The sequence below is a fragment of the Janthinobacterium sp. TPC_1 genome, from assembly GCF_056037845.1.
Genome location: NZ_CP195157.1, coordinates 5633638 through 5648138, shown reverse-complemented (window position 1 = coordinate 5648138; position 14501 = coordinate 5633638). Strand labels below are relative to the sequence as shown.

18 protein-coding genes are annotated in these 14501 nt (G+C 64.0%); 11 read left to right on the top strand and 7 right to left on the bottom strand.

What is annotated here, in order from left to right:
- Positions 1 to 185: 185 nt before the first annotated feature.
- From ACQVLG_RS27445 to ACQVLG_RS27435, 3 genes are read right to left on the bottom strand one after another with little or no spacing between them, the layout of a single operon-like run.
- The gene (locus ACQVLG_RS27445; RefSeq protein ID WP_474291907.1) at positions 186 to 752 is read right to left on the bottom strand and encodes a hypothetical protein; all 567 of its coding nucleotides are present in this window, start codon (positions 750 to 752) and stop codon (positions 186 to 188) included.
- A 9-nt stretch (positions 753 to 761) separates the two neighbouring features.
- Entirely contained in the window at positions 762 to 1523 is a 762-nt protein-coding gene (locus ACQVLG_RS27440; RefSeq protein ID WP_474291905.1) for a lysostaphin resistance A-like protein, read from the bottom strand.
- 14 nt (positions 1524 to 1537) lie between these two features.
- Entirely contained in the window at positions 1538 to 3121 is a 1584-nt protein-coding gene (locus tag ACQVLG_RS27435; RefSeq protein WP_230539282.1) for a sensor domain-containing diguanylate cyclase, read from the bottom strand.
- 140 nt (positions 3122 to 3261) lie between these two features.
- Here ACQVLG_RS27435 and ACQVLG_RS27430 point away from each other — a divergent pair, with 140 nt between their 5' ends.
- The 8 genes from ACQVLG_RS27430 (at position 3262) to ACQVLG_RS27395 (ending at position 8300) form a co-directional block, all read left to right on the top strand.
- Positions 3262 to 3480, top strand: coding sequence for a GNAT family N-acetyltransferase (locus ACQVLG_RS27430; protein WP_474291903.1), 219 nt, complete (start codon positions 3262 to 3264; stop codon positions 3478 to 3480).
- The gene (locus ACQVLG_RS27425) at positions 3399 to 3827 is read left to right on the top strand and encodes a GNAT family N-acetyltransferase (protein ID WP_474295820.1); all 429 of its coding nucleotides are present in this window, start codon (positions 3399 to 3401) and stop codon (positions 3825 to 3827) included. Before ACQVLG_RS27430 ends, ACQVLG_RS27425 begins: the two co-directional genes overlap by 82 nt.
- 20 nt (positions 3828 to 3847) lie before the next feature.
- Entirely contained in the window at positions 3848 to 4372 is a 525-nt protein-coding gene (locus ACQVLG_RS27420) for a GNAT family N-acetyltransferase (RefSeq protein ID WP_474291902.1), read from the top strand.
- The gene (locus tag ACQVLG_RS27415) at positions 4369 to 5073 is read left to right on the top strand and encodes a response regulator transcription factor (protein WP_474291901.1); all 705 of its coding nucleotides are present in this window, start codon (positions 4369 to 4371) and stop codon (positions 5071 to 5073) included. The genes ACQVLG_RS27420 and ACQVLG_RS27415 overlap by 4 nt, the downstream gene beginning before the upstream one ends.
- Positions 5066 to 6289: a sensor histidine kinase gene (locus ACQVLG_RS27410; RefSeq protein WP_474291899.1), complete on the top strand. Its 1224-nt coding sequence runs from the start codon at positions 5066 to 5068 to the stop codon at positions 6287 to 6289. Before ACQVLG_RS27415 ends, ACQVLG_RS27410 begins: the two co-directional genes overlap by 8 nt.
- Before the next feature lie 75 nt (positions 6290 to 6364).
- Positions 6365 to 7240 carry an extracellular catalytic domain type 1 short-chain-length polyhydroxyalkanoate depolymerase gene (locus ACQVLG_RS27405; protein WP_474291897.1) on the top strand — a complete coding sequence of 292 codons (876 nt, stop codon included), beginning with the start codon at positions 6365 to 6367 and terminating at the stop codon, positions 7238 to 7240.
- 83 nt (positions 7241 to 7323) lie between these two features.
- A complete protein-coding gene (locus ACQVLG_RS27400) occupies positions 7324 to 7788 on the top strand; it encodes a hypothetical protein (RefSeq protein WP_474291895.1) in 465 nt (154 codons plus the stop codon).
- Positions 7785 to 8300, top strand: a complete 516-nt coding sequence (locus ACQVLG_RS27395) for a DUF1993 family protein (protein WP_474291893.1) — start codon at positions 7785 to 7787, stop codon at positions 8298 to 8300. The genes ACQVLG_RS27400 and ACQVLG_RS27395 overlap by 4 nt, the downstream gene beginning before the upstream one ends.
- A 59-nt stretch (positions 8301 to 8359) precedes the next feature.
- Here ACQVLG_RS27395 and ACQVLG_RS27390 read toward each other — a convergent pair whose 3' ends face one another.
- The 4 genes from ACQVLG_RS27390 to ACQVLG_RS27375 form a co-directional block, all read right to left on the bottom strand.
- Positions 8360 to 9262, bottom strand: coding sequence for a hypothetical protein (locus tag ACQVLG_RS27390; protein WP_474291891.1), 903 nt, complete (start codon positions 9260 to 9262; stop codon positions 8360 to 8362).
- Between the two features lie 108 nt (positions 9263 to 9370).
- On the bottom strand, positions 9371 to 9829 hold the full coding sequence (locus ACQVLG_RS27385) for a hypothetical protein (protein WP_474291889.1): 459 nt from the start codon (positions 9827 to 9829) through the stop codon (positions 9371 to 9373).
- Positions 9826 to 10809 carry a D-2-hydroxyacid dehydrogenase gene (locus tag ACQVLG_RS27380; RefSeq protein ID WP_474291887.1) on the bottom strand — a complete coding sequence of 328 codons (984 nt, stop codon included), beginning with the start codon at positions 10807 to 10809 and terminating at the stop codon, positions 9826 to 9828. The genes ACQVLG_RS27385 and ACQVLG_RS27380 overlap by 4 nt, the downstream gene beginning before the upstream one ends.
- A 49-nt stretch (positions 10810 to 10858) precedes the next feature.
- Positions 10859 to 11767, bottom strand: coding sequence for a LysR family transcriptional regulator (locus ACQVLG_RS27375; RefSeq protein ID WP_474291886.1), 909 nt, complete (start codon positions 11765 to 11767; stop codon positions 10859 to 10861).
- A 190-nt stretch (positions 11768 to 11957) separates the two neighbouring features.
- Here ACQVLG_RS27375 and ACQVLG_RS27370 point away from each other — a divergent pair, with 190 nt between their 5' ends.
- The 3 genes from ACQVLG_RS27370 (at position 11958) to ACQVLG_RS27360 (ending at position 14501) form a co-directional block, all read left to right on the top strand.
- Positions 11958 to 12128 carry a hypothetical protein gene (locus ACQVLG_RS27370; RefSeq protein WP_230539293.1) on the top strand — a complete coding sequence of 57 codons (171 nt, stop codon included), beginning with the start codon at positions 11958 to 11960 and terminating at the stop codon, positions 12126 to 12128.
- On the top strand, positions 12125 to 12985 hold the full coding sequence (locus tag ACQVLG_RS27365) for an alpha/beta hydrolase (RefSeq protein ID WP_474291884.1): 861 nt from the start codon (positions 12125 to 12127) through the stop codon (positions 12983 to 12985). Before ACQVLG_RS27370 ends, ACQVLG_RS27365 begins: the two co-directional genes overlap by 4 nt.
- A 271-nt stretch (positions 12986 to 13256) precedes the next feature.
- Positions 13257 to 14501: an efflux RND transporter periplasmic adaptor subunit gene (locus ACQVLG_RS27360; RefSeq protein ID WP_474291883.1), complete on the top strand. Its 1245-nt coding sequence runs from the start codon at positions 13257 to 13259 to the stop codon at positions 14499 to 14501.

Here is a 14501-nt window from a genome sequence, read left to right as displayed (position 1 = left end):
GTCCAGCCACCATGCTTGAAATGGCGGCAATGATCGATGGCAGGGGAGGGAATGGCGATGGCATGGGGTAACGATGCCATGGAATGTCTGGCGCTGTCAATGGCCGATGCTGCTCCACGTATCCTGGAACGCGTCGTCATCGAGCGGCCGCGCATGCGGGTCGTCCTGCCGGAACAGGCCGCCGATCAGCATGTCCTGGATGGCGCCCGTGAAGCCGCCATACGACGAGGCGCGGCCCCACTGGCGGTGCGTATGGGCGAAGACGACGGCGTCTTGCTGCGCGGCCAGTTGCGCCATGGCTTGCCGGAAGGTGGCGGCCGCTTCCGGGCCCATGTCCGTGGCGATGGCGCACACCAGGCGCTGGCTGAACTGCAGGCGCTTGTGCCCAGTCCCAGCAGCGATTCATTGGCCAGGGCGAGGAACACATCGGGCGCCTGCTTGTCCTTTTCGCAGACGGTCCAGGTGGGCGCCCACGCTTCCAGGCTCATGAAGCGCGCATCCGTCGTGGCCGGCGTGTGCGTCCACTTCGCGTGCGATTTGTCGTTCCAGCCCAGGCGGCCAAAGGGAATTGACTTGCCCTTGGGATTGTATTGATGGCTGCGCACGGCGGCCTTGCCCCGCGCGCCAGCCTGTGCCATCAGGCCGTCGAGGCTGGCGGCAAACGGCGTCCATTGCGCCGCATCCCACAGCGGCGGCGCATCGGGCGCTGCCAGCAGCAGGAATACTTCGTACTCGCGTGAAAAAAACGTCATGCAGATTCCTTATCGTTGCAGTTGCGACATGGCCGCCCGCTGGCTGGGGCGCAGCAGGTAGGCGCCGTACAGGCACAAGGGCAGCACGGCCAGCAGGGCGATGTACGGCAGGATCGATGCGCCATCCTCGGCGGGGTGCGGCAAGGTGGCCGTCACGAGCGCGTAGTCCCACAGTCCATGCACGAGCACCATGGGCCAGATGGAGCGGGTGCGCAGGCGGATGGCCGCGTAGCCGATGCCCTGCAGGGTGGCGGCCACGGCTTGCCACAAGGCACCGCTGACGTCGCCCGAGGCCAGGCCGTTGGCCGTGTGGGCCAGGCCGAACAGCGCCGAGGACATCAGGACGGCGGGCCAGACGGCGTAGCGGTCCAGCATGCCTTGCAGCAAGATGGCGCGGAACATCAGCTCTTCCGAGATGGCCACCAGGGCCGCATTGCACGCGACAACCAGCAGCACGCGCGGCTGCGGCCAGCCGCCGGCCCAGGCCAGCAACAGCATCAGCAGTGCATACAGCAGGGGCGGCGAGACCAGCCACACTGTTTTCCAGGGCTGCGGCGCGCACAGGCCCGCTTCGCGGGGCCGGCTTGACGCCAGCAGCAGCGCCAGCGCGAACAGGGCGGCCAGCGCCCATGACAGGCCGATACGGCCGGTGACGGCTGCGCCCGGCAAGGCGTAGCCGGCTGATTCCAGCCAGCGGCCGCCCATGCTCAAGCCCAGCCAGACGGCCAGTGCGCCCAGGGCAAGCGGCATGGTGATATGAATTTTTTGCATGGAAAATCTCGATGTCATGTTGCTGGCGCATGGATGGTGACGCGGTTGCGGCCGCTGTTTTTCGACTGGTACAGCAAGGCATCGGCCTGGCGTATCAGTTCGCTGCTGTCCGTGCGCCGCTCCTGGCCGGGCAGGAGCGTGGCCGCGCCCAGGCTGACGGTCACGACGCCGTTCGCGCTGGCCGCGTGGGGGACTTGCAGCGCTTCGACGGCCGAGCGGATGGCTTCGGCCACTTCCAGCGCGCCCGCGGCATGGGTGGCGGGCATGATCACGGCGAACTCTTCGCCGCCGTAGCGCGCCGCCAGGTCTTCGGCCCGGCCCACGCTGCGCGCCACGGCGCCGGCAACGGCCTGCAGGCAAGCGTCGCCGGCCACGTGGCCGTACTGGTCGTTAAATTTTTTAAAGAAATCCACGTCCAGCATGATCAGCGACACCGGATGCCCGCTGCGCTGGGCGCGATTGAGTTCATGCGCCAGCGTCTCGTCGAAACAGCGGCGGTTGGCCAGGCCCGTCAAGCCGTCTTGCGAGGCGCGCGCGGCCAGGTCGGCATTCGCCTGCTGCAGCTCGGCACTGGCCAGGCGCAGGCTGGCCTCGATACGGTCGCGTATGGCGATTTGCCGCATCAGCTTGCGGAACAGGTACAGCAGCAGCGCCCCCGCCGCCAGCGAGGCGAGCACGATTTGCATGCTCAACCATTGCCATTCGGCAAAAATATCGTCCTTCGACAAGCCCGCCGCCACGATGACGGGAAAGCGCTGCAGATGGCGATAGCTGTACAGCCGTTCGATCTCGTCCACTTTCGCCGTCATCATCGCCGTGCCGACGGGCCCTTGGTCGCGGTAGGCTTGCAAGATGGCGCCCGAGGAAATATCCATGCCGATCACCTCGGGCTGGAACGGCCGCCGGTAGATCAGGGTGCCGTCATCGAGGGCAAAGAAGGCCGTGCCCGTATTGCCCAGGTTGAGCGTGGCGTAGATGCGTTCGAAGGAGTTCAGCCCCAGGGTGACGAGCACCACGCCGGCAAACGTGCCGTCTTTTGCTTCGACCCGGCGCGAGACGGGCAATACCCATTGCCCGCTTGATTTGCTGCGCACGGGCGCACTGATATGGCTGCCAAGCTGCGCATGCGTCTGGTGGTAGATAAAATAATTGCGGTCGGCATTGTTGCCGTCCTGCCTGGCGCCGGAAGAGGAGGCCAGCAGCTCTCCCTGTCCATCGAAAATGAAGACGCCGGCAATTTCCACGATATTTTTCGACAACTGCTGCAGATGCGACTGCAGCCGTTCGCCGGTATGGTCATTATTGCCTTCATTCCTGACGTGTTCGGCAATATCTTCCAGCATCACATCGGCGATTTCCAGTTCCATGTACGCTTGCGTGGCCAGGGTGCGCGCCATGTTTTCCGTCGTCGCCCGCGCTTCGCGCAAGCGCACGTCGCGCGAAGACCAGACGATCCACACCGTCATGCCGAGCAGCATGGCGCACATGCAAAAGAAGGCGATACTGGCCCAGACCGTCACTGGCCGCTTGTGGCGGTGCAAGACCTGGGGCTGCGCCGCGAGGGCGTTGGTGTCGGGGACATCCTTTAGTGGGCGCATGAACGGATCATGAAGTTGCATCAATGATATGGTAAAAATATTGCCATACTACATTAAAAAGTGCCGTCACAAAGTTGCCACATCACTATAGTTGCATGGAATAATAAGCATCGTCCGTTTCAACCTTCGATTGGAGTTGCATGGCCTACACGAAAACCATCACCACTGAGCGCCTGATCCTGCGCAAACCGCAACCCTCGGATGAGGCGGCCCAGTTCGCCATGCATGCCGACCCCGAAGTGATGCGCTATTTCAGCGCGAACCGCCGTGGGAAGATATCAGCCGCGCCACGCGCCAGATCGCCGAGGACAGCGCCGCTTTCGAGAAGGAGGAATTTTTCCGCTTTGCCGTCGAGCTGAAGGCGACGGGCGAATACCTGGGCAGTTGCAGCCTGTTTTCCGAGCACCGCCAGAACCGCCGCGCCGAGATCGGCTACGCGCTGGGCCGTCCGTACTGGGGCAACGGTTATATGCAGGAAGCGCTGTCGGCGCTGATCGAATTCGCCTTCGTCGAGCGCGACCTGAACCGCCTGGAAGCCGATATCGACCCGCTCAACGCCGGCTCGGCCAGCGCCCTCGAACGCCAGGGTTTTAATAAGGAAGGCTTTTTGCCGGAGCGCTGGATCGTCGCTGGCCAGGTCAGCGATTCGGCCCTGTACGGCTTGCTGCGGCGCGAGTGGGAAGCACGGCGCAAGGGCGCCGCGTGAGCCACTGCGGGAAGCCGCGATTGCCGCTCACCGATCATCCCCTGGTGACCTTGCGCCACCTGGAACGCAGCGACGCGCCCGCCTGGTATGCCTACCTGGCCGACCCTGTCGTCGTCGAACACACGAGCTGGGATTTGCATTCCATCGATGATCTGCAAGCCAATTTTGATGACTACGCGTCGGCAGACGCGTCTTCGCCCATGCGCCTGGCCGTCGTGCTGCGCGAGGGCGGCCAGCTGGTGGGCACCATCGGCTTGAATGCGATTTCCCCGCAGCACCGTACGGCCGAAATCGCCTACGATCTTGCTCCTGCCGTGTGGGGGCAGGGCGTGGCCACGTCCATCGTGAACGCTGTCGTGGACTGGGGCTTCCGGCATCTTGGCTTGCTGCGCATCCAGGCGACCGTGCTGGAAAGCAACGAGCGTTCGCTGCGCGTGCTCGAACGCTGCGCTTTCGAGCGGGAAGGCTATCTGCGCTGCTACCGGCAAATTCGTGGAAGGTCCGGCAACTTCTGGCTGGTTGCGCGCCTTGCCGGCGTGCCATGAACAAAGCGCCCCTGAGCATCCTGCTGGTGGAAGACCACCTGGGCATCGCGCGGCAGGTGCTCGATTTCCTCGACGGCCTGGGCTGGCAGACGGACCATGCGGGCACGGGTGCGCTGGCGGTGCAATTGGCCACGCGCAACGCCTATGACGTGGTGCTGCTGGACCTGAACCTGCCCGACATCGATGGCTTGCAAGTGTGCCGCGCCATCAAGGCCGGGGCGCCCAGCAATGTGCCGGTTCTGATGCTGACGGCGCGCGACGCGTTCGAAGACAAGGCGCGCGGCTTTCGCGACGGCGCCGACGATTATTTGACCAAGCCCTTCGACTTGCGCGAAGTGGCCTTGCGCTGCGAAGCGCTGGCGCGCCGGCAGCAGCTGCACGTGCACCAGGAAATGCGCGTGGGCCCGTTTACCTTGCAGACGCGCGCAGGACGCGCCCTGTACCGTGACGCACCGCTGCCGCTGACGCAGACGGGTTTTAAAATCCTGCTGCTGCTGTGCCGCGAGCATCCGCACGCCGTGTCGCGCTCCGCCTTGCTGCAATCCCTGTGGGGCAGCCAGCCGCCCGACAGCGACGCCCTCAAATCGCATATCTACGCGCTGCGCAAGCAACTGGAGTTGGCTGGCGCGGCGGGCGTGCTGGTGACCATACCGCAGCTGGGCTACCGCCTGGCCTTCGACGGGGCGGCCAGCGATGGCTAAGTCGATCCGGCAACGCCTGTTCGCCGCCCTGGCCGGCTTCACCGTCGTGCTGTGCCTGTGCTACACGGGCCTGGCGCTGGTGATCGCCTACGTGACGGAAGACATGCTGGTGCAGCGCTTGCTCGAACGCGAGGCGGTGGCCGTCAGCCAGCGCTTGCGCCAGCACGGTCAGCTTACGCCGTCTGGCAGCGACCTCATCACGGTTTATGGCAGTTACCTTGATTTGCCTCAAGCAGTGCGTGCGCAAGTGCCGCCGTCCGCCCCGCGCGCGGAAGTGTTTACCACGACGGGCCAGCATTATCACGTGCTGGCGCTGGACCTCGCTGCCGCCGGCCAGCCGCGGCGCGCGTATCTGCTGGCCGACGTGGCGCCCGTGCTGGTGGTGTCGCGCCTGGTGCCGGAAGTGGGCGGTGTCGTGCTGGGCGTGGCGCTGGCGCTGATCGGCCTGGCCCTGCTGCTGGCGTACTGGCTGGCGCGCCGCCTCGTGCGGCCCTTGCAGCGTCTGGCGCAGGAAGCGCGCCGGCTGGCGCCCGGCGGCGCCGTGCACTTCAGCGAGCGCGACCGTCCCGACGAGATCGGTTTCCTGGCGCGCCGCCTGGAAACCACGTTTACCGAACTGCAGGTAGTGTTGCGGCGCGAACAGGCATTCGCGCGCGACGTCAGCCACGAACTGCGCACGCCGCTGACCTTGATGCACAACAGCCTGGCGCTGGCCGGCGCGCAGCCTGTGACGGCAGACGGGCAGGCGCAGCTGCGCCAGGGCATCGACGACATGCGCGCCACCATCGAGGTGCTGTTCGCGCTGGCACGCGCCGAGCAACTGCCGGGCGAGGTGGTGGAGTTGCGCGGCTGCATAGAGCAATGCCTGCTGCGCCTGCTCGAAGATTTCGCCTGGGATGCCAGCCTGCTGGCGCTGGACTTGCCCGAGCGCCTGGATGTGGTCGGCAATCCGCAGCTGACGATGTTGCTCATCAATAATTGCCTGGCGAATGCCCTGTTCCATGGCGGCCCCGCTTGCCGCATCAGCATTGCATTTGCGCAAGGCCGCCTGAGCATCGTCAATACGGTGCCGGCGGGGCAACCGCGGCGCATCCACGGTTTCGCGCATGGCCAGAACCTGCTGCTGCGCCTGGCGCAAGCCATGCACTGGGACATCGTTTTCCACCCGGGCGCGGCGCAGTACCGCGTCGACATCATTGCGCTCCAGAAACAGTAAAAAGCAGGGAGATTTCACCGCGATTTCACCGGCGCCTGCATAAGCTGCAAGCTCTTGATTAACGGAGAAAACCGCATGAAATTTCTTATCAGCCTGCTGGTGCTGGCGTGCACCAGCATCCCTGTTCTGGCGCAAGTTAGCAGCCTCGTCCACAAGGAGGAAAAGCGCCGCTACATCGTCTATACGCCGGAGGCTTATCAAAGCCAGCCCCAACAGACCTTTCCCGTCGTCTTCAATTTCCATGGCGGCGGCATGAGCATGGCGGAACAGATGCTGTACACGCAGATGAACAAGACGGCCGAGCGCCACCAGTTCATCGTTGTGTATCCGCAAGGCATCAAGCAAGACTGGAACGTAGGCTTTGGCATGGATTACCTGGCGGGCACGGACGACGTCGGTTTTACGCAAGCGATATTGAGCAAACTCAAGCAGGATTACCGCATCGATGACAAGCGCGTGTATGCGACGGGCCTGTCGCGCGGCGGCTTCTTCGCCCTGCGCCTGGCAGCCGAGTTGCCGCAACAGTTCGCCGCCGTCGCCTCGGTGGGCGCGCCCATGCCGGAACCCGTGCGGCAGCATCACAAGCAGAAGGACAAGGTCGGCATGCTGCTGATACAGGGCACGGCCGACAAGGTGGTGCTGTTCGAGGGCAAGGCCGCCAGCTATCTGTCGGCCGAGGACACGTTCGATTACTGGCGCAGGCACAACGGCATCGACGGCGCCGTGCCGCTGCCGCGCCTGATGCCAGGTCCTGCCGGCGACGCCACGCAAGTGACTTGGCTGGAGCAGGGCGCTGGCGGGGCCAGTGTGGCCTTGCTCACCGTCAAGGACGGCGGCCACACGTGGCCCGGCGCCGATGCCTTCAATGTTGGCTTACCCATCGGCAAGACCACGCGCGCCATCGATGCGAATGAGGTGATGTGGGAATTTTTCAGCCGCCATCGGCGCTGACGCCATGCTAGGATGGCGGCGCATGGCGTAACCCAACAGGAAAGGCAGGCACAGTGGGATTATCAACAGCAGGTATCGCGGCCATGGCCGAGGCGATCTTTGCCAAGCCCGGCGCGTCCGTGGCGCAGGCGTATTCGGAGCCGGAACAGGAAACGCTGTATTTCCGCTCGCCTGCCGAGCTGTGCGCGTATGCGGCCAGGCTGGAGGCCGAAGGGGCCAGCGACGTGCTCCTGGCCGTCCATTACGCCGACATGGCCGGGCAGTTTGCCCCGACCCGCATCGCGCTCGACCCGGCCCAGTGCGGCGGCCTCACATATCGTTACGTGTGCGAAGGCTGGGGCGTCATCCACGTGTATCTGCGCCTGTCCAGCGGCAAGGGCCTGGCGTCGAACGTGGGCGCCAATTCGCAGAAGCGCGCGGAAAAATGGCAAGCCCATTACCCGGCATTCGGTTCGCCCGACGCGTGGGACTGGGACGCCGTGGGCCGCCATGAACGCAGGCTGATCCGTGTGCTGAAAAAGGTCGCTGCGCAGGAGGGCCAGCCATGACGGACATGATGCAGATCAACCCCGCCACCGTCTTTTGCCGCTCGCTGGGCCAGTTGTCGGCCATGCTGGACAAGCTCGACGCCCAGCCGCAGTTGCTGGCGGCGCGGCTGCACCCGGACATGCTGCCGTTCGCCCAGCAAGTGCGCGCAGCCGTGAGCTTTTCCCTGCGCGGCTGCTGCCCGCTGGCGGGGCTGGAGGTGGCCGATTTCAGCGGCGCCGCCAGCCTGCAGGAACAGATCGCGCAGACCATGCGCTACATCAAGGATATTCCTCCTGAACGCTTTGACGGGCCGTCCGGACGCATCTGCCGCGACCGCGCCGGCTTTGCCGACATCGCGCTGCCAGCCAATGAATATTTGAATTTGTACATCCTGCCGAATTTCTATTTTCACTTCAGCATGGCGTATGCGATCGCCCGCAGCGGCGGCGCGGCCATCGGCAAGGGCGATTTCGACGGTTATCACGCGTATGCGCCGGGGTTTTCATTCGAGCGGCCGGAAACGGCGGGATAAGGTGGCGCTGGGTGGCGCTGGGTGGCGCCGGCGGCGATGCGCCGGCACACACTGTAGGCCTAGCGATATTTTTCAGTAAATTCACGCGCCTCCTGCATCAACTTGTCCATTTCTGCCGTGGCCCATTCGGGGTGGGCGCGTTTGGTGGTTTCGTACCATGTGTTCATTTCCGCCAACTCTTTCTTGGATGCCCAGTGATGCCAGACGGGTAGTTGCATGGTCGTGTCACAGCGGTGCAGGGGAACGTTGCCACCGGCGTGCGGCAGGCCCAGCGCCTCAATGTCGTCGACCTCCTTGATGTATTCCGCGGCCATGGCAGCGTAGGGACTGGTGAATTGATGGCCCTTCGGTTTGAGTATCCGATAGCTTGCGATGCGGCCCTGGGCTTTGTCGAGTTTTCCTTCGAGAATCATCAGTTTGCGGCTGTATTGTTCCATTTCCTCGGAACGATACTTGTTCTTCGTTCTATGCCAGGCAAAGTAGGCATCGGCGTCGTTTGATTGGTGGTTGATTCCCACATACACATGCCCCTTGCGCACGGCAATGAATTCGACAGAGGCGGAGCGGGGGAAGGCCCGTACTTCCTTGAAAAAACTGCGCCCCCCATTGGTCGAGAAAATCAGCTGGTCAGCGTATCCGATATTACCCAGGATAACGTCGGGGTCGTCGCTGTCGAACGTGGCCCGTGGCGGAGAGTCTATGCCCACAAAGCTGCTGATGTTGCGCTGCTTGTCGACGAAATAGATGGGGCCCCGGCAGTCACTATTGAATTCTGCTTCGAAGGTACGTCCTTCGTCCCATTGCCATGCCAGCTGGCGCGGGGCGTGGGGGCCAGAGTTGGAATCGATCGGACCTGGTGCTTTGGCTATTTGCAATGTCGGTGCGGGAATGGCGGGCAAGCTAGTGCATGCACTGTTCAGGGTGACGGTGGCGAACAGGACGAGAAGGTAGAGTATTTTCATGGCGCCTCCAGAGTGGTTGAAACAAGCATGGGCTCACTGTATGGCGAATGTGCACAGCGATACTTGTTCCAACGCAATCTAGAGTGCCGCCTGGCGTGGCGACCGGTTTTACAGCCCCGCATCCTTCCATGCAGACAGCCCCAGCCGCTTCAGCAGCCGGCCCGACAGCCCGCAGCTCCAGCAGCTGATCTGGATTTGCCGGTGCAGCGCCGGCCCCTGCGCATGCCACGCTTGCTCGGCGTAGGCGAGCAGGGCGTCGCTGAGGGCAGAGTTGTCGGCGACGGGTGGCAGGCGCGACATCAATTCAAGCACGCCGTGCGGCCTATCTTTGATCTGCAGCAAACCGGCCAGCAGCGCGCGCAGCGCGGCGCCGTCGATGTTGCTGCTCGCTTGCGTGAAACGTTGCTGCCAGCACAGGCTGCGCTGCGGCCACAAGGCCAGCAGCGCGGGCACGTCGGCCGTCCGCAGTTGCCCGATCAGCTCATCCGCCTCATGAAACAGGTCGAGGCGGTCGTACTCGTCGCCATCCAGCCGCAGCAGTTCATCGAGTTCCTGCAAGACGCTCATGCCACCACGTTCACGGGAACGCCCCGTTCGAACGCTTCGATATTGCCGATCAATATGTCGGCCAGCTTTTGCATGGCTTCACCACTGGCCCAGGCCGTGTGGGGCGTAAGGATGAAGTTGGGCAGCCGTAAGTTCAACAGCGGGTTGTCGGGCAGGGGCGGTTCCTGCGACAGCACGTCGAAGCCGGCGCCGGCGATCACGCCACGGGTCAATGCGTCGGCCAGCGCCGCTTCATCGACCAGGCCGCCCCGCGCCGTGTTGATCAGCAGCGAAGTCGGCTGCATGCGCGCCAGCTCTTTTGCTCCGATGATGTTGCGCGTCTTGTCCGTCAGGGGCAGGTGCAGGCTCAGCACGTCGGAGGTGGCCAGCAGTTCGTCAAAACTCACTTCCTTGACGCCGTCTTCCTGGATCGGGGAGCGGTTGTGGACGATCACCTGCATGCCGAAGGCGCGCCCCAGTTGCGCCACGGACTTGCCCAGCGCGCCGTAGCCGAGCAAACCCAGGCGGCTGCCCGCCAGGTCGCGGATCGGGTGGCCGAACAGGCAGAAGCGGTCCGACGCCTGCCACAGGCCCGCTTCCACGTCCGCGCGGTAGGCGATGAGCTGGCGGCGCAGGGCCAGCATCAGGGCCAAGGTGTGCTCGGGCACGGTGGCGCGCGCATAGTCGCGGATATTCGCCACGATAATGCCTCGCTCGCGGCAGGCGGCCAGGTCGAGGATATCCGTGCCCGTGGCGGCCACGGCGATCATTTTCAGATCGGGCAGCTGCGCCAGCTCGGCCGCGCGCAGCGGCACTTTATTGGTGATGGCGATGCTGGCGCCTTGCAGGCGGGCTACCGTCTGCTCGCTGCCCTTGGTATGCGGAAACTCTTCCCAGCTGTGGGCGAAGGCGGGCGGGCGCACGGTGGCGATCAGGCTGTCGCGGTCGAGAAAGACGATGCGGTGCGGGTGCAGGTGCGGTGGCGTGCTTGCTGCGGTCATGGCTGGGCCTCGGTCAGGGTGGCGCGCGCGGGCAGGGTGCTCTTGCCCTTCAGTTGCGTGGCCGGGTGGTTGGTAAACATGTGTCGGCGACCCATTCGACGAATACGCGCACCTTGGCGGACAGGTGGCGGTTGGGCGGATAGATCACGTGGATGGGCAGCGGGTCGGATTCCCAATCGCCCAGCAATTCCACCATTTTGCCCTGTTCCAGCAGCGGCGCAAGCATGAAATGCGTCATTTGCACGATGCCCAGGCCCGCCAGGCCGGCGGCCGCGTAGGCGTTCGAGTCGTTCAGGGCGATATGGCTGGGCATGGACATCTGGATGCGTTCGCCCGCGCGCGTGAAATCCCAGTCGAAGGTCTTGCCCGTCTTGGCAGAGAAAAAATTCACGCCCCGGTGCTGCGCCAGGTCGTTCGGGTGCTGCGGCGTGCCGTGGCGCGCCAGGTAGCCGGGCGCGGCGCAGGTAATGAAATGCAGCACGCCGACCCGCCGCGCGATCAGGTTCAGGTCGCCCAATTCGCCGCCGCGCACGGCGCAGTCGACGCCTTCCTCGATCAGGTCGACGGGGCGGTCGCTGCAGCCGAGTTCCAGCGAGATGTCCGGGTAGCGGGCAAAGAAGTCGGGCAGGGCGGGGATGATCAGTTCGCTGGCCAGGGCTGTCGGCGCATCCACGCGCAGCCGCCCGCTGGGGCTCAGGCGCGTGCGCGACAGCGATTCCTCGGCCTCGCGCACGTCCGACAGGATGCGCACGCAGCGCTCGTAATACGCGGCGCCATCGGACGTGATGCTGACGTGGCGCGTGGTGCGGTTGAGCAACTTGACCGACAGGCTCGCTTCCAGCGACTGGATCAGGGTCGACACGGTGGCTTTCGGCAGCTGCATGTTTTCCGCCGCGCGCGTAAAGCCGCCCGCGTCGACGACTTGGATGAAGACTTCCATGGCTTGCAGCTTGTTCACTTGATTTCCTATCACTTTCTGCGTGATTATTCAGAATCCTGAACAATCAATTCGGCATTGCACTCTTTATCAGATTGTAGATCAAGTCTATAGTTGTTGTACTGCAGCATAAATGTGATTGCCGCAGGAAGTTCACAGGAGAAATATCATGGGTCACCGGAATGGAATCTTTGCAGTGCTTGCTCTTGCTATGAGCTCGCTCGCTCTGGCCGCGATGGTATCGACGGATGCCTATTCGTCGGCGGCGCAAAGCGAAGCCAGCGGATATAGCGCCCTGACCCATGAAGTGGGCGGCGTCGCCCTGTTGTGCCTGAACGACACGGTGCGCGATGCTGCGGTGCAGCCGGTGGTGGCGCAATGACGTTTGCCGACGCCGCGGCTGAACTGGCACCTGGCCAGGCGCTGAAGATACGCGACATCCAGGTGCAGGGCGCGCAGGATGCGCTCGGCGCGCGCGTCTACACGGCCGGCGTGCCGGGCGCCAAGCAGCCGAACCTGATGGTCTTCTTCCATGGCGGCGGCTTTGTCGACGGCGACCTGGAAGACGCGGACGACTTCCTGCGCTGCCTCGTGCTGAGCAATCCCGACCACGTGGTGCTGGCCGCGAACTATACCTTGGCGAAGGTGCGGCCATTCCCCGCCGCCGTGGAAGACGCGCATGCCGTGCTGCTGTGGGCAAAAAAGAACAAGTCCAAGCTGGGCTGGACGGGCAAGCAGATGGTGGTATCGGGCATCGAAGCGGGCGCCAACCTCGCTGCCGTGTGCGCCATGATGTCGCGCGACCGGGGCGGACCGCCCCTCGCGGGCCAGGTGCTGATCATGCCCATGCTCGACCCCGGCTTGTCGACCTGCTCGATGCGCCACTTGCCGAGCTGCCCCGACCTGGCGGAGGTGGCCGACCAGTGCGCCGCCGCCTACCGCGGCTACCTGCCGAATGCCGCTGACCGTACCCATCCGTATGCGTCGCCATTGCAGTCGAGCCGCCTGAAGAACCTGCCGCCAGCCTTGATATTGTCCAGCGAAGACGACCCATTGCGCGACGAGGCTGAACAATACGGCAGCAAATTGATCGCCTGCGGCATCAAGACCACCGTGCGGCGCATGGCCGCCGCGCCGCTGCAAGACGCCACCGCCCGTAATGAATGCGCCTGCAAGGTGCAGGTATTGAGCGAAATTAGCAGTTTCGTCGCCGGACTGGGGCAAGAGCCCGAGTCATAAAGCCGCCATCCGCGGCACCGCAAAAAAACTTACACTAATCAGTTTACTTTTTGAGTTTCGGTTGCTACACTATGCAGTGTAGTTCCCATCCTGTCTGCGTTGTGCGTTCGCACAGCCAGCTTCGTCGTCCCCGTCCGCTTTCAAGCAGCTGGCGGCCTGTTTACCTTTGATCGAGCGCCGTCGGGCGCCATGGCACCACCATTCACTTTTTAAGCTGGGTTGCTTCCTGCCGCCCATACCATTAGAAATTTTCATAAAACAGGGAAATAAAATGAAAAACGTTCAACAATTTTCCACTCTGCTGAAGCCCCTGGCTGCCTCGCTCGCGCTGGCAGGACTGGTGGCCGTGAGCCTGGCCGGCTGCGATTCAGCCAACAGCAAGGTGCCCGACGCGCCAGCGGCCGGCGGCCCGCCCATCTCGGCCGCCGCCGTCGTTGAAAAACAGATTACGGAAACGCAGGAATTCTCGGGCCGCCTGGAAGCGATCGAGCGCGTGGAAATCCGCTCGCGTGTCGGCGGCTTCATCACGGCCGTCAACTTCAAGCCGGGCAGCGAAGTCAAAAAGGGCGACGTGCTGTTCGTCATCGATCCGCGCCCCTTCCAGGCTGAAGTGTCGCGCGCCGAAGGCACGGCTGCCTCGGCCCGCGCCAAGGCGGAACTGGCCAAGCTGGAACTGTCGCGCGCTGAAAAGCTGCTGGCCGAAAAAGCCATCGCCCAGCGCGAATTCGATGAAAAGGCCTCGGGCCTGAAAGAGTTGGACGCGAATGTCCGCTCGGCGCAAGCCGCGTATGAAGCGGCCAGGCTGAACCTGTCGTACACGCAGGTGCAGGCGCCGATCAGCGGCCGCGTCAGCAAGGCGGAAATCACCGTCGGCAACCTGATCGACGCTTCCGCCATTCTGACTTCGGTGGTGTCGACGGACCGCATCTACGCCAGCTTCGACGGCGATGAAGATACGTATCTGCGCGTGGCCGGCACGGCGCAAAAGGGCACGCCCGTCACCGTCAAGGTAGGCCTGGCCAACGAAACGGGCTTCCCGCACGAAGGCAAGCTGGAATTCGTCGACAACCAGCTCGACCCGGCCACGGGCAGCGTGCGCATGCGCGCCACCTTCGCCAACGCCGAGCGCCAGCTGGTGCCTGGCCTGTTCGCGCGCATCCAGCTCGACGGCGGCAACGGGCCGCAGGCGCAAAGCACGGCCCTGTTGATCAGCGACCGCGCCGTCGGCACGGACCAGAGCCGCAAATACGTCTACGTGGTAGGCGCCGACAACAAGGCCGAATACCGCGCCGTCAAGCTGGGCCCGACCTCGGACGGCTTGCGCGTGGTGCGCGAAGGCTTGAAGGCGGGCGAAAAAATCGTCGTCAACGGCTTGCAGCGCGTGCGCCCCGGCGCACCCGTGACGCCGCAGATGGTGGCGATGGATTTCGACCCGACCGCGCCCGTCGCTCCCGCCAAACCTGAAGCAAAAGACGCCAAGATCGCCGCGAAAGCAGCATCGACTTCCAAGGAATAA

Coding starts and splice junctions, on each gene's coding strand:
- ACQVLG_RS27445 (WP_474291907.1), bottom strand. CDS start 752: ATGACGTTTTTTTCACGCGAGTACGAAGTATTCCTGCTGCTGGCAGCG.
- ACQVLG_RS27440 (WP_474291905.1), bottom strand. CDS start 1,523: ATGCAAAAAATTCATATCACCATGCCGCTTGCCCTGGGCGCACTGGCC.
- ACQVLG_RS27435 (WP_230539282.1), bottom strand. CDS start 3,121: ATGCGCCCACTAAAGGATGTCCCCGACACCAACGCCCTCGCGGCGCAG.
- ACQVLG_RS27430 (WP_474291903.1), top strand. CDS start 3,262: ATGGCCTACACGAAAACCATCACCACTGAGCGCCTGATCCTGCGCAAA.
- ACQVLG_RS27415 (WP_474291901.1), top strand. CDS start 4,369: ATGAACAAAGCGCCCCTGAGCATCCTGCTGGTGGAAGACCACCTGGGC.
- ACQVLG_RS27410 (WP_474291899.1), top strand. CDS start 5,066: ATGGCTAAGTCGATCCGGCAACGCCTGTTCGCCGCCCTGGCCGGCTTC.
- ACQVLG_RS27405 (WP_474291897.1), top strand. CDS start 6,365: ATGAAATTTCTTATCAGCCTGCTGGTGCTGGCGTGCACCAGCATCCCT.
- ACQVLG_RS27400 (WP_474291895.1), top strand. CDS start 7,324: ATGGCCGAGGCGATCTTTGCCAAGCCCGGCGCGTCCGTGGCGCAGGCG.
- ACQVLG_RS27395 (WP_474291893.1), top strand. CDS start 7,785: ATGACGGACATGATGCAGATCAACCCCGCCACCGTCTTTTGCCGCTCG.
- ACQVLG_RS27390 (WP_474291891.1), bottom strand. CDS start 9,262: ATGAAAATACTCTACCTTCTCGTCCTGTTCGCCACCGTCACCCTGAAC.
- ACQVLG_RS27385 (WP_474291889.1), bottom strand. CDS start 9,829: ATGAGCGTCTTGCAGGAACTCGATGAACTGCTGCGGCTGGATGGCGAC.
- ACQVLG_RS27380 (WP_474291887.1), bottom strand. CDS start 10,809: ATGACCGCAGCAAGCACGCCACCGCACCTGCACCCGCACCGCATCGTC.
- ACQVLG_RS27370 (WP_230539293.1), top strand. CDS start 11,958: ATGAGCTCGCTCGCTCTGGCCGCGATGGTATCGACGGATGCCTATTCG.
- ACQVLG_RS27365 (WP_474291884.1), top strand. CDS start 12,125: ATGACGTTTGCCGACGCCGCGGCTGAACTGGCACCTGGCCAGGCGCTG.
- ACQVLG_RS27360 (WP_474291883.1), top strand. CDS start 13,257: ATGAAAAACGTTCAACAATTTTCCACTCTGCTGAAGCCCCTGGCTGCC.